The organism is Mesorhizobium sp. YL-MeA3-2017, assembly GCF_030814575.1.
GTDB classification, from domain to species: Bacteria; Pseudomonadota; Alphaproteobacteria; order Rhizobiales; family Rhizobiaceae; genus Mesorhizobium; species Mesorhizobium terrae.
On record NZ_JAUSVH010000001.1, the window covers coordinates 2389112 to 2415360 of the forward strand.

Sequence of the window (26249 nt, forward strand, 5' to 3'; positions counted from 1 at the left end):
CGCCGCCTCTGCGTCCTTACCGCATGGGGTAGGCGCTACAGTCGCTTCCCGGCGCTGTCGAACCAGTGCAGTTTCTCGGCCGGCACGGTCACCTCGAGCCGGTCGCCAGGTTTCGCCGCAGCCCGACCGGAAACCCTGACGATGATGCGACTGCCGGCGGCGGCGCAATAGAGGAAACTCTCGGCGCCCACCGGCTCGACCGCCTCGACCAGTGCCGGCAAGACGATGGCACCAGAGGCCGCCTTGCCGGTGGTTTCGGCATCCTCCGGCCGGAAACCCAAGGTCGCCGCGTGAATCGGCGCCGCGATAGCCAGCGATACGCCATTGGCGAACACCTTGTCCTGGCTGTCGGCGGGGCTATCCGGTTTGGCCGCGACGCCGAGCAGATTCATCGGCGGCGCGCCGATGAAGGAAGCCACGAAAGTCGAGGCCGGCTTTTCATAAATGTCGAGCGGCGCGCCCATCTGCTCGACCAGTCCGGCGTTCATCACCACCAATATGTCGGCCAGCGTCATCGCTTCCAGCTGGTCGTGCGTGACGTAGACCGAGGTGACGCCCAGCGAACGCTGCAGGTTCTTGATCTCGACGCGCATCTGCCCGCGCAGCTTGGCGTCGAGATTGGAGAGCGGTTCGTCGAACAGGAACACTTTCGGGTTGCGCACGATGGCGCGACCCATGGCGACACGCTGGCGCTGGCCGCCGGAAAGCTCGCGCGGACGCCGGTCGAGCAGATGCGACAGTTCCAGCACCTTGGCGGTGGAGCGCACCCGGGAATCGATCTCCTCCTTCGGCGTGCCGCGATTGCGCAGGCCGTAGGCCATGTTGTCGTAGACCTTCATATGCGGATAGAGCGCATAGTTCTGGAACACCATGGCGATGTCGCGCTCGGTCGGGCCGACGGCATTGACCACCTTGCCATCGATGGCGCAGGTGCCGGACGAGATCGTCTCCAGCCCGGCGATCATGCGCAGCAGCGTGGACTTGCCGCAGCCGGACGGGCCGACCAGCACGCAAAGCTCCTTGTCGGGAATGGCGATCGACACGCCCTTCACCGCTTCCACCCCGCCGGGATAGACCTTGCGCACATCCTTCAGGTCGACAGTCGCCATCTATTTCTCCGTATCGACGAGGCCGCGCACGAACCAGCGCTGCATCGCCACCACCACCAGGATCGGTGGCACGATGGCGAGGATCGCCGTCACCATCACCAGATGCCATTGCGTATCGGCGTCGGCGAAGGACACCATCTTCTTCAGCGCAATGACGATGGTGGTCATGTCGTTGCGGTTGGTGACCAGGAGCGGCCACAGATATTGCGTCCAGCCATAAATGAAGAGGATGACGAACAGCGCCGCGATATTGGTGCGCGACAGCGGCAAAAGAATATCGAAGAAGAAACGCCAGGGGCCGGCACCGTCCACCCGCGCCGCCTCCACCAGTTCGCCCGGAATGGTCATGAAGAACTGCCTGAACAGCAGCGTCGCGGTGGCCGAGGCGATCAACGGAATGATCAGGCCGGCATAGGTGTCGATCAAGCCGAGATCGACCATCACCTTGTAGGTGGGCAGGATGCGCACCTCGACCGGCAGCATCAGCGTGATGAAGATCAGCCAGAAGATCGTCATCCGGAACGGAAAGCGAAAAAAGACGATGGCGTAGGCCGACAGGATCGAGATGACGATCTTGCCCACGGCGATGCCCAATGCCATCACCGTCGTGTTGAGAAGCAGCGTACGGGCTCCAACGCCGCCGATGCGGCCGACGCCGCCGAAAAGCGCCTCGCCATAATTATTCCAGAACTCGCTGCCCGGCGTCAGCGGCAGCGGCGGCCGCAGGATCGTCTGCAGCGTCTGCGTCGACGCCACGAAGGTGTAGTAGATCGGGAAGGCGACGATGACGAGGCCGAGGATCAGTACGGCATGGGCGACATAGATGCCCGTCGACGACTGGCCGATCATCAGCTTGTCGTGCCCGCTGGCGGACGAAAGCGGCTTCGGCTCAGCCATAATGCACCTTCCTCTCCACATAGCGGAACTGGATGGCGGTGAGCGCGATCACGATCACCATCAGGATGACCGACTGCGCGGCCGAAGAGCCGAGGATCAGATTGACGAAGCCGTCATTGTAGACCTTGTAGACCAGCGTTTCGGTCGCCTTGCCGGGCCCGCCGCCGGTGACGGCATGCACGATGCCGAATGTGTCGAAGAAGGCATAGGTCGTGTTGATGACCAGGAGAAAGAAGGTCGTCGGCGCAAGCAGTGGGAAGACGATCGTCCAGAAGCGTTTCGTTTCCCCGGCACCGTCTATTGCCGCCGCCTCGATCAGCGTCTTGGGGATCGCCTGCAGACCGGCGACGAAGAACAGGAAATTGTAGCTGATCTGCTTCCAGGCGGCCGCCGCCACCAACAGGATCATCGCGTCCATCCCGTTGAGCACGGGGTCCCAGGCGATACCCATCTTGCGCAGCAGGATCGCCAGCGAGCCGATCGACGGATTGAACAGGAAGAGGAACAGCATGCCGGCGATGGCCGGGGCCACCGCATAGGGCCAGATCAGCAGCGTGCGATAGAACCCTTTGCTGCGCACCACCTTCTCGGCCATCACGGCCAACAGCAGCGCCACGCCCATGGCGACCGCCGCGGTCGCCACCGAGAAGACCACCGTCACCTTGATCGAATGCAGGTAGTTCGGATCGGCCAGCACCTTTTTGAAGTTGTCGAACCAGACGAATTTCGATTTCAATCCGAACGGGTCTTCCTTGAGCATCGACTGGTAAAGCGCCTGCGCCGCCGGCCAGTAGAAGAAGACCAAAGTGATGGCGAGCTGCGGCGCCACCAGAAGATAGGGCAGCACCTTGTTCGGAAAGACGACGCGAGGGGTCATAGGGCGCCCCGACCGTCAAGCGCCCCTGATCGCCTTCTTGCCGAACCGGCAGGAAGGCGATCAGGCAATCCGGTGCCAGCAAGCGGTCGGGTGACGGAGCGCGCCAAGCGTGTCAGTTCCCAAGTGCTTCCTTGATGGCGGCGTTGCCGCGCGAAACCGCGTTATCCAGCGCCTGCTGCGCGGTCTGCTGACCGGCCAGCATCTTCTCGTATTCCTCGTTAAGGATATCGCGCACCTGCGGCAGGTTGGGCAGTCGCACGCCCTTCGAATTGTCGGTCGGCGCCTTGCCCAGCATCTGCAGGATCGGCGTTTCGCGGCCCGGGTTCTTGTCATAGAAATCGGACTTCTTGGTCGCCTCGTAGGCGGCCAGCGTTACCGGCAGGTAGCCGGACTTCTGGTGCAGATATTCCTGCACCTCGGTCTTCGACAGATAGGTGAAGAAGGCAGCCACGCCCTTGTAATGGTCGTCGGGTTTGCCGGCGAACACCCACAGGCTGGCGCCGCCAGGCGTGGTGTTCTGCGGCGCGCCTTTGGCGTCGCTGTCATAGGGCAACTGGCCGATGCCGTAATTCATGCCCGATTTGACGATGTCGCCGAGACCGCCGGAAGATTCGGTGAGGATACCGCATTCGCCGGCGAGGAAGATCTGCTTGGCCTCGGAGGTGCGGCCGCCATATTTGAAGGTGCCGTCCTTGGCGAGATCGGCCAGCGCCTGGAAATGGTTCACATAGAGCGGCGCGTTGATCTTCAGTTCGACATCGCCGCCGGCGAGCCCGTTCTGCTGCGTTGCCCACGATACATCGTTCCAGGCCGCGAAATTCTCGGTGTGGATCCAGGTCAGCCAGGTCGTGGTGAAGCCGCAGGGCGCCGCGCCGCTCGCCTTGATCTTCTTGGCCGCCTCCCACACCTCGTTCCAGGTCTTGGGCGGGTTGTTCACGTCGAGCCCGGCCTTCTGGAAGATGTCCTTGTTGTAATAGAGGATCGGCGAGGAGGAATTATAGGGGAAGGACAGCATCGTGCCGTCCGGCTTCGAATAATAGGCAACGATGCCGGGCAGGTACTGGCTTTTGTCGAACTTGACGCCGGCATCGGTCAGCACGTCGGCCACCGGCTTCACCGCGCCTTCGGCGGCCATCATCACGCCGGTGCCGACATCGAATACCTGCAGGATGTCAGGCGCCTGTTTCGCGCGGAAGGCGGCGATGCCGGCATTCAACGCCTCGGGATAGGTGCCCTTGAACACCGGGACGATCTCGTAGTCCTTCTGGCTGGCGTTGAAATCCTTGGCGATCTTGTCGACGACCTCGGCGTTGGCGCCCGTCATGGCATGCCACCAGCTGATCTGGGTGACGGCAAAGGCCGAGGTGGTGGTGCAAAGCACGAAAGTGGCGGCGACCCCGGCCGCAAGACCGCGAAACGTCATGTTCCTCTCCCATTCTCCAGTGGCGCAAGCGAACTTCCGCCAAGGGAGTATGGGTCGAATGCGGCAGCCGGACAACGTTTTTGTTTCGTGTCAGACTATCGTAGCATCGTTTGGTTTGCGGCTGGCTTTCGAATTGCGCGAAATTAGTTAGCCAGCGCTGCATCCATCAAACGGATGGCATCGGCACCCGACCATTCGGCGGGCCCGTTCATGTGGCCGATCAGGCAGCCTTCGCCGTCGACCAGCAGCGTCACCGGCAGGCCGAGCGCCAGGCCGCGCTTCTTCAAATCGTTGAACACGCCCATCGAGGCGTCGCGATAATGCGCCAGCGATTTCACGCCGATCTCGTCGAGGAAGGCCTTGGGCTTGGTGTCGTCGCCGGTGTCGACATTGATCGCCATAACCTCGAACTTGTCCGAGCCCTTTTCCTTCTGCAGCGCATCCAGCGCCGGCATCTCGGCGCGGCACGGCGCGCACCAGGTTGCCCAGAGATTGACGAGCACGGTGCGGCCGGTGCGGTCGGCCAGCGTCATCGCCTTGCCGTCCGGCCCGTTGAAGGCCAGCGTTTTCAGCGATTGCGGCGGGTCGGCGGGCAACAGCGCGGCAACCTGACCGGTCGCGGCAGCCGCCACTTTCTTGGCGCGCTCGGTCTTGGCGGCGCAGACGGCGTCATCCTTGCCGACGGCAGCCGCGGCAACCGGCTGGGGCTCGTTGTTGCCAGACCCGCTCTCCCTGACATATACCGCGACCGCGCCGGCGAGAGCGCCGGCAACCAGTGCTGCGAGGATGAGCCGCGGGGCGGGAAACAGTTTCTTGCCGTCTGCCATGTCCAAATATCTCCGGGAAACGGGTTATAGCGATGAGCGACAAGAAGGCCAGCAACCAGATGTGGGGCGGACGATTTGCCTCGGGTCCGGCCGCTATCATGGAGGCGATCAACGCATCGATCTCCTTCGACCGCAAACTCTACGCCCAGGATATTCGCGGCTCGATCGCGCACAGTGAGATGCTGGCCGAAACAGGCATTATTTCGGCGGGCGATCAACACAAGATCGCTCACGGCCTGAACACGATTTTGAAAGAGATCGAGAGCGGTAAGTTCGAGTTCTCGACCCGGCTGGAAGACATCCACATGAATGTCGAGGCACGCCTTGCCGAGTTGATCGGCCCGGCGGCCGGCCGCCTGCACACGGCGCGCTCGCGCAACGACCAGGTTGCCGTCGACTTTCGTCTCTGGGTCAAGGACGAGTTCCACCGCGTCGCAGAGGCCCTGAAGGGGCTGATCGCCGCCTTCCTGGAGCGCGCGGAGGAACACGCCGCCACGGTGATGCCCGGCTTCACCCATCTGCAGACCGCGCAGCCGGTGACCTTCGGCCATCACTGCATGGCCTATGTCGAGATGTTCGCGCGCGACCTTTCCCGTGTCCGCGACGCCATCCAGCGCATGGACGAAAGCCCGCTGGGCGCGGCTGCCCTTGCCGGTACAGGCTTCCCGATCGACCGGCACAGAACCGCGAAGGCGCTCGGCTTCCGCGAGCCGACCCGTAATTCGCTCGACAGCGTTTCCGACCGCGACTACGCGCTGGAATTCCTGTCGGTGGCCTCGATCTCGGCCACCCATCTGTCGCGCCTGGCCGAAGAGATCGTCATCTGGTCGACGCCGCAATTCGGCTTCGTGCGCCTGTCGGACGGCTTCTCGACCGGCTCCTCGATCATGCCGCAGAAAAAGAACCCGGATGCCGCCGAACTGGTGCGGGCCAAAACCGGTCGCGTCAATGGCCATCTCATCGGCCTGCTCACCGTCATGAAGGGCCTTCCGCTGACCTATTCCAAGGATATGCAGGAAGACAAGGAAGCCGTCTTCGACGCGGCTGAGACGCTCGACCTGATGCTCGCCGCCATGACCGGCATGGTGACGGACATGACGGTCAATGCCGTCGCCATGAAGAAGGCCGCCGGCTCAGGTTATTCGACCGCAACCGACCTCGCCGACTGGCTGGTGCGCACGCTCGGCCTGCCCTTCCGCGAGGCGCATCACGTCACCGGCCGCGCGGTCGCGTTGGCCGAATCCAAGAAGCTCGGACTGGAGAAGCTTTCGCTGGAAGACCTGCGGTCGATCCATGCCGGCATCAGCGATGACATCTTTTCGGTGCTGTCGGTACAGAATTCCGTCAAGAGCCGCACCAGCTTCGGCGGCACCGCGCCGTCGGAAGTCCGCAAACAGATCCGTTACTGGAAAAAGCGCCTGGCCAAGGCGTGATGCCGGATGCAATGCCTAAGAAACTCGGCTACAAGCGACGCTCGAAACGCACGGACGGACGACACGATGACGGCAGGCAGGATACTGGTGACGCTGACGGTTCTGGCGACGGTGACGGCCGTCTCGGCCTGCGGACGCCGCGCCGCGCTCGACACGCCCTATGAGGCGGCGGTGCAGGAACGCAAGGACGCCGCCAAGGCCAAGCAGCCGGTACCACCGGAACCGACGAAACCGGAAACGGACAAGCCTTTCATCCTCGACAAGCTGATCCAGTAGCCTTTCCGGACGAACCACCGTGAACCATTTCGATTATCGCGACGGCATCCTGCATGCCGAGGACGTGGCGATACCCGCCATCGCCGCCAGCGTCGGCACGCCCTTCTACTGCTATTCCACTGCGACGCTGACGCGTCATTTCCGCGTTTTCTCCGAAGTCTTCGCCGGCCTAGACGCGATGATCTGCTATTCGCCCAAGGCGAATTCCAATCAGGCGGTGCTGCGCACGCTGGCCAAACTCGGTGCCGGCGCCGACGTGGTCTCGGAAGGTGAATTGCGACGCGCGCTCGCCGCCGGCATCCCTGCCGACAAAATCGTATTCTCCGGCGTTGGCAAGACGGCGCGCGAGATGGATTTCGCGCTGGCCGCCGGCATTCACTGCTTCAACGTCGAATCCGAGCCGGAACTCGAGCTCCTTTCGGCGCGCGCCGTCGCCGCCGGCAAGACGGCACCGGTGTCGCTGCGCGTGAACCCGGATGTCGACGCCAAGACGCACAAGAAGATTTCCACCGGCAAGGCCGAAAACAAGTTCGGCGTGCCGTGGCAGCGGGCCCACGAGGTCTATAAGCGCATGGCCGAGTTGCCGGGCATCAAGGCGATCGGCATCGACACCCATATCGGCAGCCAGATCACCGAGCTGCAGCCTTTCGACGACGCCTACCGGCTGCTGGCCGAACTGGCCGCAACGCTGCGCGCCGACGGCCACGCTATCGAACATATTGACCTCGGTGGCGGCCTTGGCATCCCTTACAAGACCGACAACAACCCGCCGCCGCTGCCCGACGCCTACGCCGCAATCGTGAAGAAGCATGTCGGCGGGCTGGGGATGAAGGTGATCTTCGAGCCCGGTCGCCTCATCGTCGGCAATGCCGGCATCCTGGTAACCGAGGTCATCTATCTCAAGGAAGGCGAGGCCAAGAACTTCGTCATCGTCGACGCGGCGATGAACGACCTGATCCGCCCGACGCTTTACGAAGCCTACCACGACATCCGCCCTGTACGACTGGGGCCGGCCGATGCGCCACGCATCCGCGCCGACGTGGTCGGACCGGTCTGCGAGACCGGCGACTATCTCGGCCACGACCGCGACCTGCCGAAGCCGAAGAGCGGCGATTTGATCGCCATCGGCACTGCCGGCGCCTATGGCGCGACGCAGTCCAGCACCTACAACACCCGCCTTCTGGTGCCGGAAGTGCTGGTCGACGGCGACCGCTTCGCCGTGGTGCGCGAGCGCCGGACCTATGAGGAACTGATCGGCCTGGATTCCATCCCGGACTGGCTGGCGTAAAACGCCGGCCCTCACAGGCTCTCGAGCACCATCGCCCTGACCGCACCGATCCCGTCTTCGTTGCGCTGGTAGAATATCCATTGCTTGATGCGCCTGGAGCGCACCAGACCCGACTGCGACAGCACGCGCATGTGCTCGCTGAGCGTGGCCGGCGTGATGCCGAGCTTGTCGGCGATCAGCAGCGCACAGACGCCGTCCTCGACCAAATCGCCATCCACCTGGCGCGGGAAATGCGCCACCGGATCCTTCAGCCAATCGAGGATTTGCAGCCGGCGCGGATTGGCGAGCGCCTTGAAGATATCAGCCTCTTGCATTTTGGTATTTTGCCAAGTTACTAAATGCTGTCAACTGCAACTTTCCGGAGCGCCCGATGCCTGCCGAGACGCGGATCACCCCTGAACGCATCGCCGAGACGGAGGCGCTGATCAGGCCGCATATAAGGCGCACGCCGGTGCTAGCGGTCGACATGGTCGATTTCGGCCGACCCGCATTTCCGGTGCAACTGAAGCTCGAATGCCTGCAGCATTCAGGTTCCTTCAAGGCGCGTGGCGCCTTCTCCAACCTCTTGCAGCGCGACATTCCAAAGGCTGGCGTGGTCGCCGCCTCGGGAGGCAATCATGGTGCCGCCGTCGCCTATGCCGCCATGCGCCTCGGCATCCCGGCCGCCATCTTCGTGCCCAGCGTCTCGCCCAAGGCCAAGACCGACCGTATCCGCGGCTATGGCGCCGAACTGGTGATCGCCGGCGACCGTTATGCCGATGCCCTTGCCGCCAGCGAGGCCTATGCGGCGAAAACCGGCGCATTGCCCGTGCATGCCTTCGAACAGACCGAGACCATGCTCGGCCAGGGCACGCTCGGTCTCGAGATCGAGCAGGATCTGCCCGACATCGACACGCTTCTGGTCGCCGTTGGCGGCGGCGGCCTGATCGGCGGCATCGCCGCCTGGTTGGCCGGGCGGGTGCGCATCGTCGCCGTCGAGCCGGAAGGCGCACCGACCCTTCACAACGCCTTGGCCGCGCGAGAACCCGTCGATGCGCCGACGGAGGGGGTCGCGGCGGACTCGCTGGCGCCGAAACGGGTCGGCTCGTTGATGTTCCCCGTCGCTCAGGCCTTTGTCGAACGCTCGATCCTGGTCGCCGACGGCGACATCGTCGCTGCGCAGAAGGCGCTTTGGGAGACGGTGCGGGTTGTCGCGGAGCCCGGCGGCGCTGCCGCCTTCGCTGCGTTGCTATCGGGCAAATACGCGCCGGCGCCCGGCGAACGGGTGGCTGTCCTGGTCTGCGGCGCCAACACGACGGCTGTGCAATTCTAAGACTGGATACACCCCGCGTGGACCGGCCGGCGGACGGGTTTATGACCCGCCTTTTCCAGAAGCCGCCTCGCCTTTGCCGTGTTTGCTGCTATGCTCCGGGCTAGCGAAGTCGCACCATTTCGGCCGGCTTCCCGGAAGAGCGGATGACAGAGCAACCCACATCCGGCATTGATCGCAGCCTGGCAGCGCGGCTCGCCGCAAGCAGGCTGGCGACGCGCGCGGTGATGGTCGTCGAACGCGGCTGGCCGCTCATCCTGCCTCTGCTCATCGTCGCGGCGCTGTTCCTGTCCGCCGCCTGGTTCGGCCTGTTCGCACATCTGCCGGACATGGTGCGCTTCGGCCTCGTCGCTTTGTTCGGTATCGCCGCGCTAGCAGCCCTTTATCCGCTGCGCTTCTTCCACCTGCCGACGGCATTGGAAATCGATCGCCGCATCGAAACCGCCAACGCATTGCTGCACAGCCCCCTCAGGGTGCAGGCAGACAAGCCGGGTGGCGCGCCCGGCGCGTTTGCGCAGGCGTTGTGGCGCGAGCATCAGAAACGCATGGCGGCAAAGCTCGGCTCGCTCGGCACCGATCTACCGGCCACCGATGTCGCCCGGCGCGACCCTTGGGCGCTGCGCTCCGTGGCAGCACTTGTGCTCGTCGTGGCGCTGGCTTTTTCCTACGGTCCGTCGGGCGGACGCATCGCCGATGCCTTCAACGCCGCCGGCATGCGCGACGTCGTTCCCTCGCGCATCGACGCCTGGGTGACGCCGCCGGCCTATACCGGAAAGCCGCCGCTCTTCCTGACCGCCGAGGCCAGCCGCCAGAACACCGCCTTCACCGTGCCGCAAGGCAGCGACGTGACGGTGCGCATCACCGGTGGCACCAATGTCGAAACGCTCGCGTATCTGGAAGCATCGGGCAACAGCCGCGACATTGAAGCCGATGCCTCGAAGGAACCCGCTGCTCCGGCTTCGACCGCGCAGCAGGAGCGCCCCGCCGCCCGTCAATTCAACGGCAAGCTTATCGCCGACGGCGCGCTGGTGCTGAAATCCGGCAGTGACGAACTCGACCGCTGGTCCTTTACCGTCACGCCCGACACCGCCCCGCAGATCAGCTTCGCCGGCGAGCCGAAGCGCGCGGTGAACGGCACCACAGAATTGAACTACCAGATCGTCGACGATTACGGCGCGACCTCCGCCCGTGCCGACTTCGCGCTGGCCGACCAGCAGCCGCTCGGCGCACGGCCGCTCTACGGTCCGCCGGAAATGTCGCTGGTGCTGCCGCGACGCGGCGCCAAGAACAATGCGGCCCGCACCACCAAGGATCTGACCGACCATGTCTGGGCAGGCTCGAACATCAAGCTGACGCTGGAAGCGACCGACGGCGCCGGCCAGCTGGCGCGCAGCGAAACCAAGAACTGGGTGATGCCGGAACGGCCCTTCGCCAACCCGCTGGCGCGCGCCGTCATCGAGCAGCGCAGGCTCTTGGCGCTGGACGCTAACACCAGGCCGCGTGTGCTCGAATTGATGGATGCGATCACGCTCCGGCCCGAGGACACGTTCGGTTCGATGACCAACTATCTGGCCTTGATGAGTGCCCGCAGCCGCCTCAAGCTCGCCGCCACCGATGACCAGTTGCGCGGTGTCGTGTCGTATTTGTGGGAGGTCGCGCTCGGCATCGAGGATGGCAGCCTGTCGACGGCCGAGAAGCGATTGCGCCAGGCGCAGCAGGCGTTGCAGGACGCGCTGAAGAATGGCGCCAGCGACGAGGAAATCGACAAGCTGATGAAGGAACTGCGGCAGTCAATGGCCGATTTCATGCGTGAGTTCGCCCAGCGCAACCCGCAAGGCAAGGACGGCCCACTGCCGAACGACGCCCAAGTCCTCAGTGAGAACGACCTCAAGCGCATGATGGACCAGATCGAGAATCTGGCGAAATCCGGTGACCGCGACAAGGCGCAGCAATTGCTGTCCGAGATGCAGGACATGATGAACAACCTGCGCACCGCCCGCCGCCAGGGGCCGAGCCAGCAGGATTCCGAACTGCGCAAGCAGATGGACAAGCTCGGCGAAATCATGCGCCGCCAACAGGAGATGATGAACGACACCTTCCGCATGGACCAGGCGCAGCGCGGCCAGCAAGGACAGGACGACCAGAGCCAGGAGATGCCGGGCGAAGATGGCCAGCAGCGCCAGGGCAACAACGGCACACCTCAGGATGGCGGCCGCGACGGCAAGCCGATGACGCCGCAGGAATTTGCCGATGCGCTCAAGCAGTTACAGGAAGGCCAGGGCAAGCTGAAGGGTGAGCTCGACAAGCTGAACAAGAACCTGGAAGGCCAGGGCATGGAGCCGAACGAAGGTTTCGGCGAGGCCGGCCGGGCGATGGGCGAAGCCGAAAACTCGCTCGGCGGCGGTCAGGGTGGCGCCGCCGTCGGCCAGCAGGGCCGTGCGCTGGAGGCGCTGCGGCGCGGCGCGCAGAACTTGATGCAGCAATTGCAGGCCATGCAGAGTGATGAGGGCGGTGGCCCGATCCACCAGCGCGGCGACGGTCGCGATCCCCTGAACAGGCCGATCCGCGGATCGGAAGGCCCGAACCCCGATCGGTCCGAGGTCAAGGTTCCCGACGAGATCGACATGCAGCGCGCACGCGAGATTATCGATGCGATCCGCAAGCGGCTCGGCAATGCGCTGAGCCCGGAGATCGAGCGCAGCTATCTGGAACGGCTGCTCGATCTCAAATAGGCGAAATGGAAAGCCCGGTCGGGCTGTCGTCTCAGGCTTTCGCGGCGGCGCGAAGCTGCGACAGTCGCTTGGCGGCGGTCGGTGGCATTGGCGGCGGGTTCTTCGAATTGGCTGCCTCGACCAACAGCGCGTCGCAGGCCGCTTCGGTCTCGCCGATCAGCCGGCGCATGAACTCTTCCCTTTCGAGTCCTGGAGGGATCGGCGGCAGGAACTGCGCCTTGATCGTGCCCGGATAGCGCAGGAATTTGCGGCGCGGCCAGTAAAGGCCGGCGACATGGGCGACAGGCACCACCGGCACGCCGAGCTGCGAATAGAGTTCGACGATACCATATTTGTAGGCCGGTTCATCGCCCGGCGCCCGGCGCGTCCCCTCGGGATAGATGATGAGCTGGCGCGGATTGCGTGACAGTTCCGCATTGGTGGCCGCGATGACCGCTTTCAACGCCTTGGAGCGGCTGCCGCGGTTAACCGGGATCATGCGCATCTTCATGATGTACCAGCCGAAGAACGGGATCCAGGTGAGCTCGCGCTTCAGGATGTAGAGCGGGTCCTTCAGATACGGAAAGAAGGCAATGGCGTCCCAGAAGGACTGGTGCTTCGGCGCCAGGATGAAGGAGCCCTCGGGTAGATTTTCCGTACCGGTGATCTGGCTGTCCGTGCCGGCGATCACCTTGTAGAGCCACATCGACGAGCGCGACCAGAACTTCGGCACGAGCCAGGCCCGGCGGCGCGACGACAGGAAATAATAAGGCGTCCACACGATCATCTGGACGATCAGGCTGACATAGAAGGCGAGGTTGAACGCCAGCGAGCGAATATAGAGCATGCGGAGAGTCCGGTGAGGAAGCCTGTTGGTTACACCATGCTTGGGCAAAATGGAAATGACGCCGGTAACTCGATTTTGCCAGCGAATTCGACGCCATTCGATCCCGGAACGCGGCGAAGTCGCTGATATGTATCAGATGCCGAGACCCGCCAGTCGGGCCCTCAGCCGTGGCGCGGCGAAGTCCAGGAAGGCGCGCAGCTTCAACGGCAGCAGGCCCTGTCCGGCATGGACGAGACTGACCGGCCAGGGTGCCGGTTCAAAATCCTCCAGCACCAGCCTGAGCGTGCCGGTCCGCACCGCCTCGGCGACCTGGTAGGACAACACGCGCACCAGGCCGACACCGGCCACGGCCGCATCGATGGCGGCTTCGGCGGTGTTGACCTTCAGCCTCGACCGCACGGGAACCGAGCTTTCCACTCGCCTCTCGGCAAAGGTCCAGGCGGCGGGAAGCGCCAACCCCTCGAAGGTGACGCATTGATGGGCAGCTAGGCCTGCAGGCGTCGCAGGCACGCCATGAGCATCGAGATAGGCAGGGCTCGCGCAAACCACACGGCGAATGGTACCGACCCGTGTTGCGACCATGCTGGAATCCGGCAGGTTGCCGATGCGCACGGCCAGATCGATATGTTCCTCCATCAGGCGCCGCAGCGTGTCGGATTGGCTAAGCCGCACATCGACTTCCGGATAGGCGCTGAGGAAATCAGCGATCACCGGCAGCACATGCAGGCGCCCGAACACGATCGGCGCTGTCACGGCAAGCTCGCCGCGGGCGGCGCTGTATTCGCCCGCCGCCGCCTGCTCAGCTTCCTCGATGTCCTGCAGGATGCGCCGGCATGCGGCGAGATAGGAGCGCCCCACATCGGTCGGCTCCAACCGGCGCGTCGAGCGATTGAGCAGCCTGGTGCCGAGGTGCTTCTCGAGATCCGAGATTCGTCGGCTGACAGTGGCCAAGGGCATGCCAAGACTGCGGCCGGCGGCCGACAGGCTACCGGCCTCGACCACGGCGACAAACAGCGACATCGAGTTGAGGCGATCCATCATTATTCCAATATTCGGAACAATATCTCTCAACAATGCCACCTACTTCTGCATTGTGAAAGACCCCAGCTTCGTGCTGATCTCCCCGAGCCGCGCGTTGCTCGTTTCGCCAAGGCTGGCGTTGCGTGGCGAAAGGGCCGAAAGACTGACGAGGCACCCACGATGGCCACCCCGCATATCTATGCAAGCGACGTTGCCTTCACACCGACGGTGAAGGCGATACAGGCCCGCAAGGGTTCGCGACAAGCTTATGCCCGCTCCGAGGAGCGTGGCTGGCAGCAGGACATCTCGCCTGATCTGGCGGCCTTCATCGCCGCGCAGACCAGCGTCTTCCTGGCCACGGCCAATGCCGAGGGCCAACCTTATATCCAGCATCGCGGCGGGCCGGCCGGCTTCCTGAACGTGCTCGACCGGCGCACCATCGGCTTCGCCGACTTCTCCGGCAACCGCCAGTTCATCTCGCAAGGCAATCTGGCCGACAACAACAGGGCCTTCCTGTTCCTCATCGACTACATGCTGCGGCAGCGCATCAAGATCTGGGGCGAGGCGCGGGTTGTCGAAAACGATCCGGACCTGCTCGCCCGCCTGATGCCGGAAGGCTACAAGGCGCGGCCCGAACAGGTCATCCTGTTCACCGTCTCGGCCTGGGACGCGAACTGCCCGCAACACATCCCGCAGCGTTTCGAGGCTGCGGACGTTGCCGCAATCCTGTCCGAACGGGACAAGCGCATTGCCACGCTGGAAGCCGAGATCGTCAAGCTGCGTGCAATGAACCGGACCGGTTGACCGGCTGCGCCCGGCGGGAAGTGCCCTAGTCGCCCCCGTGGCTGGCGAAGGCTGGCCTGATCGGCAGCACGATGCGGCCGAGCGCCAGCAGATATTTGTTGTATTCGGTGAACAGCACCCTGAATGCGCCTGGCTTGGTCAACCAGCCGCCATTGTCGAGGCTGCTGTTGACCACAGGGTAAGGCACCAGCCGCGCGTTGCGCAGCAGGCGGCCCATCTCCAAAAGGCTGCGCGGCATGTGATAGTTGTTGGTGACCAGAATGACGCTGCTATAGCCGTGGCTGCGCACCCATTTGGCGCTTTCCTCGGCATTGCCGATCGTGTCGAGCGCGGCGCGGTCGATGTCGACGCAACAGGCGAAGAGCTTGGTGTCGCCTCCGGTCGCCTTCTGCAACTGCTTGCGGCTGGCGGTCGGATGCACGCCGCTGATCAAAAGCCGCGCCCCCTTGCCCGTTTCCAGAAGCTCCATCGCCGCGTCCAGCCGGGACTGGCCGCCGGTAAGCACGATGATGGCGTCGGCCGGCTCCGGATCGGCCGGTGTGGAGAGGCGGCTGACATGCCCGGCGAACCAGCCGAAGCCCACAAGATACAAGGCGAGGCCAATGAGGATCACGAAACCCGTGTAGCGCGCCGCTCGCCGCAGCCGGGAGGCACCGCGCGGCACAGACATAGTGCCCCGCGCGGCCTCGGCCGTGTCGGCAGAATCGCGGCTTTTCATGGCGTCATGATTAACGGCGAATTGCGGCCTTTGGTAGGAGAAAGCACGCTCCGAAGGCGAGGGACAATTCATGGTTGGATAGGGGTTTCGCATCGCGACGTCACCCGCCCTTTTTCAGCCGCCGTCGGTCTGGCGCGTATCGAGATCGCTGAGATAGGCGATCACCGTGGCATGCGATGTCGCGGCCGTCAGCACGCCGATGACCAACACCATCAGCACCACGCCGAGATAGCCGGCCCAACCGATCGCGAAACTGCCGAACAGCGCCACCGCCTGGTCGGCCTGGGGCGTTGCCATATTATGCGACGTCCACCACGAAAACACCAGGAAGACGACGACCGCCGCGGCGCCGCCGGCGGCCGCGCCTTTCATGCCGGTGATGAGGAATTGCTGGCGGAACTGCCGGGCGATGAAGCGCGCCTCGGCGCCGACGAAATGCAGCACCTCGATGATATGGCCGTTGCCGGCCATGGCACCGCGCGTGGCGAACACCACCGTCAGCACTGTGGCCGATAGCATCAGCACCAGCACCATCATGCCGATGGTCACCGTCGTGCGCGCCATGGCGACCAGCCGGTCGACCCAGGTGCGGTGATCGTCCAGTGAAGCGCTGGCTATCTTTGCGGCAAGCGCCGTGCGCATGGCGGCGAAATCGGGCGGGCTGTTCTCGTCGATGGTGACGACGACGAGGCGCGGCACTGGCAGTTCGTCGATGTTCAAGCCGGTGCCCAGCCATGGTGCCAAGAGCCGCGCGGTGGCGTCGCGATCGACGATGCTGGTGCCCTTGACGCCCGGGAACCCGCCGGCGATCTCGGCGGCGGCAGCCAGTGCTGCTTCCATGTCCAGCCCTTCCACCGGCTTGATCTGGACCGTCGCCTCGCGCGAGATCTGGTTCTCCCAGACGACAGCGGTGCTGCGCACCAGCGTCACCGCGCCGAAGGTCAGGCAGGACAGGAAGGTCATGATGGCGATGACGAACACCAGCGCGCGCCCGGCGATGTTCTGCGCCGGCACGATCGGCGCCATCTTGCGCTGCACGCGCGGCCGCGTCTCGGTGTAGCGGACGTCGTCGACGTCTTCTTCGTGATCGGCGGCCATCTCAGTCATAGATGTCCAGCCTTCCTCCGGCCAGGATGAGGCGGCGGGCGTCGACCTGGTCCATCAGGCCGAGATCGTGGGTGGCGATGACCACGGCGGTGCCGAGCCGGTTGAGTTCGATGAACAACCGGAGCAGCCGCCGCGCCAGTTGCGGGTCGACATTGCCGGTCGGCTCGTCAGCGAGCAGGATCTGCGGCTGCTCGATCAGCGCGCGCGCGATCGCCGCGCGCTGCTTCTCGCCGCCCGACAGCACCGGCGGCAGCACATGCATGCGGTCGCCCAATCCGACCCATTTCAAGAGTTCGACGACATCGGTGCGGTAACTCGCCTCTTCGCGGCCGCGAACGCGCAGCGGCAACGCCACGTTCTCATAGGTCGTCATATGGTCGAGCAGGCGGAAATCCTGAAAGACGACGCCGATGCGGCGGCGCAGATGCGGCAGTTCCTCGCGCGTGATGCGCGCCCGATCCTTGCCGAAGACGGTGATCAGGCCGCGCGTCGGCTTCAGCGACAGGAACAAGAGGCGCAGCAGCGTCGTCTTGCCGGCGCCCGAAGGCCCGCTGAGGAACTGGAAGGAGCGCTCCGGAACATGCAGGGTGATGTCACGGAGAATCTCCGGACCCATCCCATAGCGGAGGCCGACATTTTCGAAGCGGATCACGTGCGGCGACCTGGAACTTTCATTGGCGGCAGTCCGCCCGTCTCTACGAAACGACCATCGACCGGCATGGTTAACCGCCGGTTAAATTTCGGCGCCAATGGCGGCTGTAAAACGATTCCGGTTGTGAAGCATTAACCATTTTTGTCTATCGCATGGAAACAGACGGCGAACAGAGGCGACCGAGGAGCAGGATGGTCGATCGCGGCAGGGCACGCCCGGTTTCCGGCGAAATCATGACCGCGTCAACGGCGGCCCATGATGGCTTCGCCGCGACCGCCGACGTGATCGATGCCGAATTCATCGTGCTGCCCTCCGATGCTGGCATCTCCGCCGAACGAAACCCGCAACCGGCCGCCGCGCCAATGCTCGAAACTGTGCCGTCCCTCGACGGCATGGGCATGCTGCGCCAGACGGTGGCAACCCCGCAAAAAGAGGCTTCGGGCCGGGGCGGTCCGCTGTTCTGGAGCCTCGGCGTCGCGGTCACCTTCGCCGCCTTCTGGATTTCCGGAGGGCACGCGCTGTTTCGCCAGACCACGCTGTTTGGCGCCAGCGATCCGATGACGGCGCTGAGCATTTCCGGCGTCACCTCGCGCGTCGACAGCACCGGCCTCAAGCCGTTGCTGATGGTTGACGGCGAGGCCGGCAATGACGGCGATCAGGCGGCGGCCCTGCCGCCGCTCGAGATCCGCGTCACCGGCAATGATGGGCACATCACCCGCTATGGGCTGGGGACATCCGGCCGCGCATTGGCACCAGGCGAAAGATTTGCCTTTTCCAGCCGGCTCGACGTGCCTAGAAACGGGGTAACGGCCGTCTCGGTCACCTTCGCGCAATAGCGGGCGCGGCCTCGGCCGATCCCGGACGCGCTCCCCAGGAAAGGCTTTCCATGCCAGTTGTGCGCGGCAAGAACATCGAGGTCCTGTTTTCAGCGTCGGCGATCGCCCGGCGCAATCTGGAGCTCGCCAAGGAAATCGCGGCGCACGACTACCACGACCTTTTGGTCATCTCGGTGCTCAAAGGGTCCTTCATCTTCGCCGCCGACCTGATCCGCGCCATGCACGATGCGGGCCTGTCGCCGGAGGTCGAGTTCATCTTCATTTCCAGCTACGGCGCCGGAACGGAGAGCGGCGAAGTGCGTGTGCTGCGCGACATCGACAACGAAGTCGCGGGCCGCGACGTGCTGTTGATCGACGACATATTGGAATCCGGCAAGACTTTGAAATTCGCCCGCGAGCTGATGCTGTCGCGTGGCGCCAGGAGCTGTTCGATCGCCGTGCTGCTCGACAAGCGCATGCGCCGCAAGACCGATCTCGACGCCGACTATGTCGGCTTCGATTGCCCCGACTATTTCGTCGTTGGCTATGGCATGGATGTCGGCCATGCCTTCCGCGAACTGCCCTTCGTCGGCGTCGTCAAGGACGAAACCTGACGCCTTTCCACAGCCATCGCTAAAATAGCCTGGCGCCGTTTCGGTCTTTCAGGAAACGTCAACACTTGCCGGGCAAAACCTTGCCCATGGCAAAGCTCCTGATCGTCGAGGACGATGAATCCGTCCGCACTCTCGCCGCCCGCGCACTCGAACGCGCAGGCCACAGCATCGACGTTGCCGCCGACGGCGCGCAGGGGCTGGAAACGATCCGCGCCGCCAATGGCAACTACGACCTGATCGTCTCCGACATCCGTATGCCGGAGATGGACGGCATCGAGATGGCCAAGGCGGCCGCAGCCAATTTCCCGGCGCTCAAGATCATGCTGGTGACCGGTTATGCCGACCAGCGCGAACGGGCCGACGAATTGAACGGTATTATCCTCGACGTCGTGCAGAAGCCGTTCACGCTGGCCGAAATCCGCGACCGCGTCGGCCGCGCTTTGGCGGCCTGACCGGCCCCTCTCTCCAAAGACAGGTTTCCGGAAAACGGGCTTCTAGCCGCTCGCCTTGTCGAGTTCCTCGATGTCGGTCGCGGTCAACACCAACGAGGCCGACCGGACAAGGCTTGCCATCTGCTCGGGCGTAGTTGCGCTGGCAATCGGTGCGGTAACGCCAGGCCGGGCGATGACCCAGGCAAGTGCTACTTCCGCCGGCCTGGCCGAATGGCGCGCGGCCACCGCGTCGAGCGCCGCCAGGATGCGCATGCCGCGCTTGTTGAGGTAGGCGCCCACATCCTCGCCGCGCGCGCTTTTGCCGAGATCCGCCTTGCCGCGGTATTTCCCGGACAGGAACCCCTTCGCCAGGCTGAAATAGGTGATGACGCCGAGCCTCTCGGCCATGCACAGGTCGCGCAACGGACCGTCATAGGAAGCCCGGTCGTAGAGATTGTATTCCGGCTGCAGCACCTCGTAGCGCGGCAGGTCGCGCAGCCTGGCGACGTCGAGCGCAGCGCGCAGTTGCCCGGCGTCGAGGTTGGAGCAGCCGATATGGCGCACCTTGCCTTTGGCGAGCAGCTTTTGATAGGCGCCGAGCGTTTCCTCGTAGGGTACCGTCGGGTCCGGCCAGTGCGACAGGTAAAGATCGATGACGTCGGTCTGCAGCCGCCTCAGCGAGGCTTCGACCGCCCGCTCGATATGCGCGGCCGACAGGTCCTTCTTGCCCTGGCCCATGTCGGAGCCGACCTTGGTGATGACGATCACCCTGTCGCGGTTGCCGCGCGCTTTCATCCACTTGCCGATGATCGTCTCCGATTCGCCGCCCTTGTTGCCGGGCACCCAGCGCGAATAGGCGTCGGCGGTATCGATGGTGTTCAGGCCACCGTCCACGAAACGGTCGAGCAGGTCGAAGGAGGTTTTTTCGTCGGCGGTCCAGCCGAAGACGTTGCCACCCAGCACGAGCGGCGCGATTTCGAGGTCGGTTCGACCGAGCATACGTTTCTGCAAGATTATTCTCCCTGACAGCAGCGGCCCGCTGGTTCCCGGCTACAACCTAGGTCTTGTGGCTACCCGTTCAATGGGGCCGGCGTGTTTTCAACCGGAGCGATCAGCCGCGCGACCGTTTCCAGCCAGTGGTCGCGAATGCCGAGTGCTTCGAGATGCCGGACGGTGTTGAAGACATAGTCTTCGTTGACGCCGGACTGGCCGGCCGCACCGCGCACCACGGCCGCCGCCTCGGCCTCGGCCAGCGCGCCGGCATATTGTTCGTGGCCCCGGTCGGCGACATAGGTGACCGCATCGACGGTCCTGCCATCTTCCAGCGCAAGGCGCACCCAACGCTCAAGATAGACATGCGTGACCAGTTCGCGCTCACGCAGATAGCCGATCACCTCGTCGCGCAGCTCGCCGGGCACCCTGAAGGCAAGGCCGATGCAGGAACCGCCGCGATCGAGGCCGAGCACAAGACCCGGTCGTTCACGCGTGCCGCGATGCACGAAGGAATAGACGCAAAGCGAACGGCGATAGCCGTAAAGCCGCGCCCGCCGCGTCTCGACATGCGCAAAACCGGGACGCCAGATCAGCGAACCATAGCCAAAAACCCAAAAATCGCCCATATCGCCAAGCCTGTATGCGGATATTGCCATCCGCACGTTTCATTTCGACCGGGATGGTTCCCTTTCCGGTTCTTCATGCGTTATCGAGGGCCACGGCATGACGTCAAGCGACCAGACCAAGCCAAAGCGTCGGCGCTGGCCGATCCGGCTGATCATTTTGTTGCTGGTGCTGTTCGGGCTCTACAGCGCCGGCTGGTTCTGGCTGGCCGCGCGCGTCAAGAGCGAGGCCGGCAACGCGGTTGCCGCGCTCGCCGCCAAGGGCGCCAACGCCGACTGCTCCAACCTGACCGTCAGCGGCTACCCGCTGCGCTTCGTCGTCACCTGCGACGCGCTGGCCTATCAGGATGATTCCAGGAACGTGGCGGCCGCGTCCGGCGGCGTGGTGGCCGCGGCAAGTCTGCTACGGCCACTGGTTCCGAACGCCGAGCTGGACGGTCCGCTACGGACTTCGGTGCCTGGCATGCTACCGCTATGGATCGACTGGGACAGCCTTCAGGCCAGCACCCATCTTTGGTGGCCGCTGCCGAGCAAGGTTTCGCTCGCCGCCGAAGGTTTCAACGGCCAGACGGACCCGGCCGACGAGACCGACCCGGTGCAACTCTTCAGCGTCGGCCAGCTCGCGCTGGATGCCAGCCCCGCCGGTCAGGACATCGTGCTGAACCACGCCTTCACCGACCTTGAGATCGACGCGCATACCATCGGCGGCCGCGTGCTGCCGCCCTTCGACGGCAAGGGCGACATGACTGTGAAGAACGGCGTTGCGCTGATCGCCACGCCGCCGAAGAGCCTGCGCGGCCAGTCGGTCGATATCCGCAATCTCGAACTGTCTTCGGGCGAGGCCCGTATCGCCTTGTCGGGCCCGCTTTCGGTGGATGCCGACGGGCTGATCGACGCCACCCTCAACATCAAGCTGCAGAACCCGAAGGCGGTCGCGGGCATCCTGGCCACCGCCATTCCCGAGCAGGCCAACCAGATCCAGCAGGGCTTCGCCGCTTTGTCGATGCTGGGCAACGAACCGGCCATGCCGCTGAAAGTGGTGAAGGGCCGTGCTTCGCTGGGTTTCATCCCGCTCGGGATGATCAAGCCTGTCGAATAGGTCGTCGGCAGTCGGCAGTCGAAACTGCTCACTCGTAGCTTAGCAATCGCAAGACAGGCTGCCGGATGCGCTGCCACTATTCCGCGACTGCCGACTGCCGACTGCCGCCTTCCTCACTTCTTCTCCGGATGCTCCACCACCTGGCGTCCGAAGTCGGGCACGTCGATGTCCTGGCCGGCCTGGATGATCGAGCGGCGGATGGCGCGGGTGCGCGTGAACAGGTCGAACAGCTTGTCGCCGTCGCCCCAGCGGATCGCCCGCTGCAGCGAGGACAGGTCCTCCGAAAAGCGCGCCAGCATTTCCAGGATCGCGTCCTTGTTGTGCAGGCACACGTCCCGCCACATGGTCGGGTCCGACGCGGCAAGGCGGGTGAAGTCGCGGAAACCGGAAGCCGAATATTTGATGACCTCGGACTTGGTCACATTGGCCAGGTCGTCGGCGGTGCCGACGATGTTGTAGGCGATGATGTGCGGTAGGTGCGAGACGATCGCCAGCGTCATGTCGTGATGCTCGGGCGTCATCGTATCGATGTTCGAGCCGCAGCGGCGCCAGAACGTCGACAATTTCTCCAGCGCCAAGGGGTCCGTGTCCGGCAACGGCGTGAAGATGCACCAGCGGTTGTCGAACAGATCCGGGAAGCCGGCATCCGGGCCGGAATTCTCGGTACCGGCCAGAGGATGGCCGGGAATGAAGTGCACGCCCTCCGGCACGAAGGGCGACATCTGCGCGACCACCGACTGCTTGGTCGAGCCGACATCGGTGAGGATCGCCCCCTTCTTCAGCGCCGGTGCGATCTCTTCGGCGACGGTGCCGGAAGCGCCGACCGGCACCGACACGATGATGAGATCGGCGTCGCGCACGGCCGTCCTGGCGTCGGTGCTGTAGCTGTCGCCGAGCTGAAGGTTCTCGGCCCGCTTCAATGTTTCGGGGCGGCGGGTGGAGATGGCGATGTGGCGGGCAAGGCCCTCGCGGCGGATGACGCGCGCCAGCGAGGAACCGATCAGGCCGATGCCGATCAGTGCGATCTTTTCAAACAGGGGTTCGGACATATCTCTAGCTTTTCAGGAATGCGGCGAGTGCGGCGACCACACCGCGATTGGCTTCTTCGGTTCCGATCGACATCCGCAGCGCGTTGGGAAAACCGTAGCCGGCAACGCGCCGCAGGATATAGCCTCGCTCGCTCAGATAATCGTCCGCCGCCGCCGCCGAATGTTTCGCGTCGTCGGGAAAATGGATCAGGATGAAATTGCCGACGCTCGGCGTCACGCGCAGGCCGAGCCCGGTGAATTCCTCCGAAAGCCAGCGCAGCCACGTTTCGTTGTGCGCGACGCTTTTCTCGATATGGGCTCGGTCGCGGATGGTCGCGATACCTGCCTCTATGGCCACGGCATTGACGTTGAACGGCCCGCGCACGCGGTTGATCGCGTCGACGATCTCCAGCGGCCCGTACATCCAGCCGACGCGCGCGCCACCAAGCCCGATCTTCGAGAAAGTTCTGGTCATCACCACGTTGCGGCTGGACGCCACCAGTTCGATCCCCGCTTCATAGTCGTTGCGGCGGACATATTCGGCATAGGCCGCGTCGAGCACGAGCAGGATGTTCTTCGGCAGCCCCGCATGCAGCCGCCGCACCTCGTCGAACGGCAGATAGGTGCCGGTCGGGTTGTTGGGATTGGCAAGGAAGATGATCTTGGTGCGCGGCGTCACCGCCGCCAGAATGGCGTCGACATCGGCGCGCTCATCGGTTTCCTTGACTACCACGGGGGTAGCGCCGGCCGCCTTGATATAGATCTTGTAGACCATGAAGGCGTGTTCGGTGAAAATCGCCTCGTCGTCCGGCGTTAGGTAGATCTGCGAAAGCAGCCCGAGGATCTCGTCGGAGCCGTTCGAGCAGACGATGTTGGCCGCATTCAATCCATACGTTTCGGCAATGGCCTCGCGCAGCCGCTTGGCCGAGCCGTCGGGATAGATGTCGAGCTTCGCCGCCACCTCACGCGCCGCCTCGATCGCCTTGGGCGACGGTCCGAGCGGGTTTTCGTTGGACGAGAGTTTATGAACCTTGGCAACGCCATGCGCGGTGCTCTTGCCGGGCACATAGGCCTCGATATCCATGATGCCGGCGCGGGGCTGAGGGCGAAGCGGGTCGTTTGCCTTGGTCATATCGAAAATCCGTGAAGTGCGCCTCCGGCCGGAGGCCATGGCGGAAATACCGTCCGCACTGCGGAATGTCGAGGAAAACCGGCAAGCCGGGCGCGCTGGCACGACAGCCGGCGTACGGTTGACGCAATCCGCTACCGGGCGTAAGAGCAGGGCATAGACCCGTGGTGATTTGGCCGGTCGGCTTGCAGCCACGTTAAATAAGTCGCTAAAGGGCCGTTTGCGATCCGTAAACCGGCTTTGCGACAGCAATGCCGGTTTTTGTTTTTGGAGTTCGCACCATGCCGATCAAGATTCCGGATCAGCTTCCCGCCCGTGAAGTACTGGTGAAAGAGGGCGTGTCCATCATGGACGAGCAGACCGCTCTCCGTCAGGACATCCGTCCCTTGCAGATCGGCCTGCTCAACCTCATGCCCAACAAGGTGCGGACGGAGACCCAGTTCGCCCGCCTGATCGGCGCAAGCCCGCTGCAGGTGGAGCTGGCCCTGGTGCGCATCGGCAACCACAAGGCCAAGAACACCTCGGAAGACCACCTCATCACCTTCTACCAGACCTGGGAAGAGGTAAAGGATCGCAAGTTCGACGGCTTCATCATCACCGGTGCGCCCATCGAGCTGTTGCCCTTTGAGGACGTCACCTACTGGGACGAACTCAAGCGCATCCTCGACTGGACAACGACGAACGTCCATTCGTCGTTCTTCATCTGCTGGGGAGCGATGGCCGCCGCGTGGCATTTCCATGGCGTTCCAAAATACACACTGGAGGAGAAGGCGTTCGGCGTCTTCCGCCATCGCAACAACGCTCCCGCCTCGCCCTATCTCGCCGGTTTCTCGGACGATTTCGCCATCCCCGTGTCGCGCTGGACAGAGGTTCGCGCCACCGACATCCCCAAGGGCTCGGGCCTCGAATTGCTGATGGATTCGGAGGAGACCGGCCCAAGCCTGCTCGCCGAGCAAGCCAGCAACCGGCTCTACATGTTCAACCACATCGAATATGATTCGACCTCGCTCAAGGAAGAATACGACCGCGACGTGGCCGCCGGCACACCCATCGCGGTGCCGCACGAATATTACCCCGATGACGATCCAAAACGTCCGCCGCTCAACCGCTGGCGCTCGCATGCTCATCTGTTGTTCGGCAATTGGATCAACCGGGTCTACCAGACCACCGCTTACGACCTGGAAAACATCGGCAAGGATCGTTAGCCGATCGGCAAAAAGGCTGCGGCAGCCCTCTACGCTGCCGTGGCGCGATGCTCGCGGAAGGCGCAGGCGAGGATGCGCAGCGCCTCGCGCGAACGCCTGTCGGTCAGCGTCGAATGCAGCACGATTTCCGACGACGGCACCTCGGGCAGGCCGAACTTGCGGCTGATCTCGACGGTGCCGGGCGGTGCCAGCCGGCTGGAAAAAACGGCCGTGGCGAGCCCGGCCGAAACAGCAGCCGTGACAACGGACGAGCCACCGCCAAGAAACACTTCGACCCAGGGAATGCCGGCATCGTTGAGCGTGCGCGTCGCGAGATCACGGACACCGCAGGCCGGCGCCAATGCCGCCAGCCTAATCGGCTCACCCTGGCGATGGTGGAAGTCGGGCGTGGCGAACCAACCGAAATGCTCGGGGCCGAGAACCTCGCCGTCACGGCGGTCGTCCTCGCGCCTGACGATGGCCGCATCCAGCTTGCCGCGATCGAAGGCGTCGAGCAGCACGCTCGAATTGTCGACCTGCACCTCGATCGTCAGCGCCGGGTCGTGCTTGTTGAGCCGCGCCAGCAGCGTCGTCACCTCCGGCCCGGCGACATGCCCGGCAATGCCGAGCGCAAAGCGCCGGATGCCGCAAGACAGGCCGGCAACCGCATTGTCATGCGCGGTCAGGAAGGCCCGTGCCGAATCGATGAACAGCGCACCGTCGGCCGACAGCCTGACCCGGCGCGGCGTGCGTTCGATCAGTTTGCGGCCGATGCGCTCCTCCAGCCGCTTCAGCTTGACGCTGACCGCGGCCTGGGTTGAACCGAGGGCATCGGCGGCACGCGTAAAACTCTGCAGTTCCGCCACCATGACGAAGTTGCGCACGGCCTCTGCGTCCAGCCACAGCATCTCATTCATCCAATTTTGTTATCACTGAAATATGGTTGCATATCATTTATGCATGATCAAGCTTCGCCTATCTGGGATGTTTCCAAATAACCAGCGGCGCCGGACCTTCTGTCCCCGCCGCCGCCAG

27 protein-coding genes and 1 riboswitch are annotated in these 26249 nt (G+C 64.0%); of the genes, 11 read left to right on the forward strand and 16 right to left on the reverse strand.

Features of this window, described 5'->3' with window-relative positions; translation table 11 throughout:
- Positions 1-35: 35 nt before the first annotated feature.
- The 5 genes from QFZ88_RS11230 to QFZ88_RS11250 all read right to left on the reverse strand — a co-directional run bounded on the left by QFZ88_RS11230 (position 36) and on the right by QFZ88_RS11250 (position 5133).
- A complete protein-coding gene (locus QFZ88_RS11230) occupies positions 36-1109 on the reverse strand; it encodes a sn-glycerol-3-phosphate import ATP-binding protein UgpC (protein ID WP_024922796.1) in 1074 nt (357 codons plus the stop codon).
- Positions 1110-1958, reverse strand: a complete 849-nt coding sequence (gene ugpE / locus QFZ88_RS11235; protein WP_024922797.1) for a sn-glycerol-3-phosphate ABC transporter permease UgpE — start codon at positions 1956-1958, stop codon at positions 1110-1112.
- 40 nt (positions 1959-1998) lie between these two features.
- On the reverse strand, positions 1999-2883 hold the full coding sequence (gene ugpA, locus QFZ88_RS11240) for a sn-glycerol-3-phosphate ABC transporter permease UgpA (RefSeq protein WP_024922798.1): 885 nt from the start codon (positions 2881-2883) through the stop codon (positions 1999-2001).
- Positions 2884-2995: 112 nt separating this feature from the next.
- A complete protein-coding gene (gene ugpB / locus QFZ88_RS11245; protein WP_024922799.1) occupies positions 2996-4306 on the reverse strand; it encodes a sn-glycerol-3-phosphate ABC transporter substrate-binding protein UgpB in 1311 nt (436 codons plus the stop codon).
- A gap of 143 nt (positions 4307-4449) precedes the next feature.
- Positions 4450-5133 carry a thiol:disulfide interchange protein TlpA gene (locus QFZ88_RS11250; protein WP_024922800.1) on the reverse strand — a complete coding sequence of 228 codons (684 nt, stop codon included), beginning with the start codon at positions 5131-5133 and terminating at the stop codon, positions 4450-4452.
- A 32-nt stretch (positions 5134-5165) separates the two neighbouring features.
- Between QFZ88_RS11250 and argH the strand changes: the two genes are divergently transcribed.
- From argH to lysA, 3 genes are all read left to right on the forward strand, one after another.
- Positions 5166-6566 carry an argininosuccinate lyase gene (gene argH, locus QFZ88_RS11255; RefSeq protein WP_024922801.1) on the forward strand — a complete coding sequence of 467 codons (1401 nt, stop codon included), beginning with the start codon at positions 5166-5168 and terminating at the stop codon, positions 6564-6566.
- Between the two features lie 66 nt (positions 6567-6632).
- Entirely contained in the window at positions 6633-6842 is a 210-nt protein-coding gene (locus QFZ88_RS11260) for a hypothetical protein (RefSeq protein WP_024922802.1), read from the forward strand.
- A gap of 19 nt (positions 6843-6861) precedes the next feature.
- The gene (lysA, locus tag QFZ88_RS11265; RefSeq protein WP_024922803.1) at positions 6862-8130 is read left to right on the forward strand and encodes a diaminopimelate decarboxylase; all 1269 of its coding nucleotides are present in this window, start codon (positions 6862-6864) and stop codon (positions 8128-8130) included.
- Between the two features lie 11 nt (positions 8131-8141).
- Here lysA and QFZ88_RS11270 read toward each other — a convergent pair whose 3' ends face one another.
- The gene (locus tag QFZ88_RS11270; protein ID WP_024922804.1) at positions 8142-8444 is read right to left on the reverse strand and encodes an ArsR/SmtB family transcription factor; all 303 of its coding nucleotides are present in this window, start codon (positions 8442-8444) and stop codon (positions 8142-8144) included.
- 56 nt (positions 8445-8500) lie between these two features.
- On the opposite strand from QFZ88_RS11270, the gene QFZ88_RS11275 reads away from it, so the two are divergent.
- The gene (locus QFZ88_RS11275; RefSeq protein ID WP_024922805.1) at positions 8501-9442 is read left to right on the forward strand and encodes a threonine/serine dehydratase; all 942 of its coding nucleotides are present in this window, start codon (positions 8501-8503) and stop codon (positions 9440-9442) included.
- A 143-nt stretch (positions 9443-9585) separates the two neighbouring features.
- Positions 9586-12171: a TIGR02302 family protein gene (locus tag QFZ88_RS11280; RefSeq protein ID WP_024922806.1), complete on the forward strand. Its 2586-nt coding sequence runs from the start codon at positions 9586-9588 to the stop codon at positions 12169-12171.
- 31 nt (positions 12172-12202) lie between these two features.
- Here QFZ88_RS11280 and QFZ88_RS11285 read toward each other — a convergent pair whose 3' ends face one another.
- Both QFZ88_RS11285 and QFZ88_RS11290 read right to left on the reverse strand, forming a co-directional pair.
- Positions 12203-12997 (reverse strand): lysophospholipid acyltransferase family protein, encoded by a 795-nt coding sequence (locus QFZ88_RS11285; protein WP_024922807.1) that lies wholly within the window; start codon positions 12995-12997, stop codon positions 12203-12205.
- A gap of 132 nt (positions 12998-13129) precedes the next feature.
- Positions 13130-14035, reverse strand: coding sequence for a LysR family transcriptional regulator (locus QFZ88_RS11290; protein WP_024922808.1), 906 nt, complete (start codon positions 14033-14035; stop codon positions 13130-13132).
- A 162-nt stretch (positions 14036-14197) separates the two neighbouring features.
- Here QFZ88_RS11290 and QFZ88_RS11295 point away from each other — a divergent pair, with 162 nt between their 5' ends.
- Entirely contained in the window at positions 14198-14821 is a 624-nt protein-coding gene (locus QFZ88_RS11295; RefSeq protein ID WP_024922809.1) for a pyridoxamine 5'-phosphate oxidase family protein, read from the forward strand.
- Between the two features lie 25 nt (positions 14822-14846).
- Here QFZ88_RS11295 and QFZ88_RS11300 read toward each other — a convergent pair whose 3' ends face one another.
- From QFZ88_RS11300 to ftsE, 3 genes are all read right to left on the reverse strand, one after another.
- On the reverse strand, positions 14847-15491 hold the full coding sequence (locus tag QFZ88_RS11300; protein WP_051504823.1) for a YdcF family protein: 645 nt from the start codon (positions 15489-15491) through the stop codon (positions 14847-14849).
- Positions 15492-15653: 162 nt separating this feature from the next.
- On the reverse strand, positions 15654-16637 hold the full coding sequence (locus QFZ88_RS11305) for a cell division protein FtsX (protein WP_373426405.1): 984 nt from the start codon (positions 16635-16637) through the stop codon (positions 15654-15656).
- A gap of 1 nt (position 16638) precedes the next feature.
- A complete protein-coding gene (ftsE, locus tag QFZ88_RS11310) occupies positions 16639-17298 on the reverse strand; it encodes a cell division ATP-binding protein FtsE (protein ID WP_024922812.1) in 660 nt (219 codons plus the stop codon).
- A 233-nt stretch (positions 17299-17531) separates the two neighbouring features.
- Between ftsE and QFZ88_RS11315 the strand changes: the two genes are divergently transcribed.
- From QFZ88_RS11315 to QFZ88_RS11325, 3 genes are all read left to right on the forward strand, one after another.
- Positions 17532-18134 (forward strand): hypothetical protein, encoded by a 603-nt coding sequence (locus QFZ88_RS11315; RefSeq protein WP_244431192.1) that lies wholly within the window; start codon positions 17532-17534, stop codon positions 18132-18134.
- A 50-nt stretch (positions 18135-18184) separates the two neighbouring features.
- Complete coding sequence (hpt, locus tag QFZ88_RS11320) at positions 18185-18727, forward strand: hypoxanthine phosphoribosyltransferase (RefSeq protein ID WP_024922814.1); 543 nt, start codon at positions 18185-18187, stop codon at positions 18725-18727.
- 86 nt (positions 18728-18813) lie between these two features.
- Positions 18814-19179 (forward strand): response regulator, encoded by a 366-nt coding sequence (locus tag QFZ88_RS11325; protein WP_024922815.1) that lies wholly within the window; start codon positions 18814-18816, stop codon positions 19177-19179.
- Positions 19180-19221: 42 nt separating this feature from the next.
- Here QFZ88_RS11325 and QFZ88_RS11330 read toward each other — a convergent pair whose 3' ends face one another.
- The gene (locus tag QFZ88_RS11330; RefSeq protein WP_024922816.1) at positions 19222-20169 is read right to left on the reverse strand and encodes an aldo/keto reductase; all 948 of its coding nucleotides are present in this window, start codon (positions 20167-20169) and stop codon (positions 19222-19224) included.
- A 59-nt stretch (positions 20170-20228) separates the two neighbouring features.
- A complete protein-coding gene (locus QFZ88_RS11335) occupies positions 20229-20777 on the reverse strand; it encodes a gamma-glutamylcyclotransferase (RefSeq protein WP_024922817.1) in 549 nt (182 codons plus the stop codon).
- Between the two features lie 97 nt (positions 20778-20874).
- On the opposite strand from QFZ88_RS11335, the gene QFZ88_RS11340 reads away from it, so the two are divergent.
- Complete coding sequence (locus QFZ88_RS11340) at positions 20875-21873, forward strand: DUF2125 domain-containing protein (RefSeq protein WP_024922818.1); 999 nt, start codon at positions 20875-20877, stop codon at positions 21871-21873.
- A 113-nt stretch (positions 21874-21986) separates the two neighbouring features.
- On the opposite strand, the gene QFZ88_RS11345 is transcribed toward QFZ88_RS11340, so the two are convergent.
- Together QFZ88_RS11345 and hisC are read right to left on the reverse strand one after the other, a co-directional pair.
- The gene (locus tag QFZ88_RS11345; protein ID WP_024922819.1) at positions 21987-22922 is read right to left on the reverse strand and encodes a prephenate/arogenate dehydrogenase family protein; all 936 of its coding nucleotides are present in this window, start codon (positions 22920-22922) and stop codon (positions 21987-21989) included.
- Positions 22923-22926: 4 nt separating this feature from the next.
- The gene (gene hisC, locus QFZ88_RS11350) at positions 22927-24033 is read right to left on the reverse strand and encodes a histidinol-phosphate transaminase (protein WP_024922820.1); all 1107 of its coding nucleotides are present in this window, start codon (positions 24031-24033) and stop codon (positions 22927-22929) included.
- A 151-nt stretch (positions 24034-24184) separates the two neighbouring features.
- Positions 24185-24262: riboswitch (SAM riboswitch) on the forward strand.
- 49 nt (positions 24263-24311) lie between these two features.
- On the opposite strand from hisC, the gene metA reads away from it, so the two are divergent.
- On the forward strand, positions 24312-25235 hold the full coding sequence (metA, locus tag QFZ88_RS11355) for a homoserine O-acetyltransferase MetA (RefSeq protein WP_024922821.1): 924 nt from the start codon (positions 24312-24314) through the stop codon (positions 25233-25235).
- Between the two features lie 29 nt (positions 25236-25264).
- Here the strand turns inward: metA and QFZ88_RS11360 are convergent, their stop codons facing one another.
- Positions 25265-26122, reverse strand: a complete 858-nt coding sequence (locus tag QFZ88_RS11360; protein ID WP_024922822.1) for a LysR family transcriptional regulator — start codon at positions 26120-26122, stop codon at positions 25265-25267.
- Positions 26123-26249 lie beyond the last annotated feature (127 nt).

Coding starts and splice junctions, on each gene's coding strand:
- QFZ88_RS11230 (WP_024922796.1), bottom strand. CDS start 1,109: ATGGCGACTGTCGACCTGAAGGATGTGCGCAAGGTCTATCCCGGCGGG.
- ugpE (WP_024922797.1), bottom strand. CDS start 1,958: ATGATCGGCCAGTCGTCGACGGGCATCTATGTCGCCCATGCCGTACTG.
- ugpA (WP_024922798.1), bottom strand. CDS start 2,883: ATGACCCCTCGCGTCGTCTTTCCGAACAAGGTGCTGCCCTATCTTCTG.
- ugpB (WP_024922799.1), bottom strand. CDS start 4,306: ATGACGTTTCGCGGTCTTGCGGCCGGGGTCGCCGCCACTTTCGTGCTT.
- QFZ88_RS11250 (WP_024922800.1), bottom strand. CDS start 5,133: ATGGCAGACGGCAAGAAACTGTTTCCCGCCCCGCGGCTCATCCTCGCA.
- argH (WP_024922801.1), top strand. CDS start 5,166: ATGAGCGACAAGAAGGCCAGCAACCAGATGTGGGGCGGACGATTTGCC.
- QFZ88_RS11260 (WP_024922802.1), top strand. CDS start 6,633: ATGACGGCAGGCAGGATACTGGTGACGCTGACGGTTCTGGCGACGGTG.
- QFZ88_RS11270 (WP_024922804.1), bottom strand. CDS start 8,444: ATGCAAGAGGCTGATATCTTCAAGGCGCTCGCCAATCCGCGCCGGCTG.
- QFZ88_RS11275 (WP_024922805.1), top strand. CDS start 8,501: ATGCCTGCCGAGACGCGGATCACCCCTGAACGCATCGCCGAGACGGAG.
- QFZ88_RS11280 (WP_024922806.1), top strand. CDS start 9,586: ATGACAGAGCAACCCACATCCGGCATTGATCGCAGCCTGGCAGCGCGG.
- QFZ88_RS11285 (WP_024922807.1), bottom strand. CDS start 12,997: ATGCTCTATATTCGCTCGCTGGCGTTCAACCTCGCCTTCTATGTCAGC.
- QFZ88_RS11290 (WP_024922808.1), bottom strand. CDS start 14,035: ATGGATCGCCTCAACTCGATGTCGCTGTTTGTCGCCGTGGTCGAGGCC.
- QFZ88_RS11295 (WP_024922809.1), top strand. CDS start 14,198: ATGGCCACCCCGCATATCTATGCAAGCGACGTTGCCTTCACACCGACG.
- QFZ88_RS11300 (WP_051504823.1), bottom strand. CDS start 15,491: ATGTCTGTGCCGCGCGGTGCCTCCCGGCTGCGGCGAGCGGCGCGCTAC.
- QFZ88_RS11305 (WP_373426405.1), bottom strand. CDS start 16,637: ATGGCCGCCGATCACGAAGAAGACGTCGACGACGTCCGCTACACCGAG.
- QFZ88_RS11315 (WP_244431192.1), top strand. CDS start 17,532: ATGACCGCGTCAACGGCGGCCCATGATGGCTTCGCCGCGACCGCCGAC.
- hpt (WP_024922814.1), top strand. CDS start 18,185: ATGCCAGTTGTGCGCGGCAAGAACATCGAGGTCCTGTTTTCAGCGTCG.
- QFZ88_RS11325 (WP_024922815.1), top strand. CDS start 18,814: ATGGCAAAGCTCCTGATCGTCGAGGACGATGAATCCGTCCGCACTCTC.
- QFZ88_RS11335 (WP_024922817.1), bottom strand. CDS start 20,777: ATGGGCGATTTTTGGGTTTTTGGCTATGGTTCGCTGATCTGGCGTCCC.
- QFZ88_RS11340 (WP_024922818.1), top strand. CDS start 20,875: ATGACGTCAAGCGACCAGACCAAGCCAAAGCGTCGGCGCTGGCCGATC.
- QFZ88_RS11345 (WP_024922819.1), bottom strand. CDS start 22,922: ATGTCCGAACCCCTGTTTGAAAAGATCGCACTGATCGGCATCGGCCTG.
- hisC (WP_024922820.1), bottom strand. CDS start 24,033: ATGACCAAGGCAAACGACCCGCTTCGCCCTCAGCCCCGCGCCGGCATC.
- metA (WP_024922821.1), top strand. CDS start 24,312: ATGCCGATCAAGATTCCGGATCAGCTTCCCGCCCGTGAAGTACTGGTG.
- QFZ88_RS11360 (WP_024922822.1), bottom strand. CDS start 26,122: ATGCTGTGGCTGGACGCAGAGGCCGTGCGCAACTTCGTCATGGTGGCG.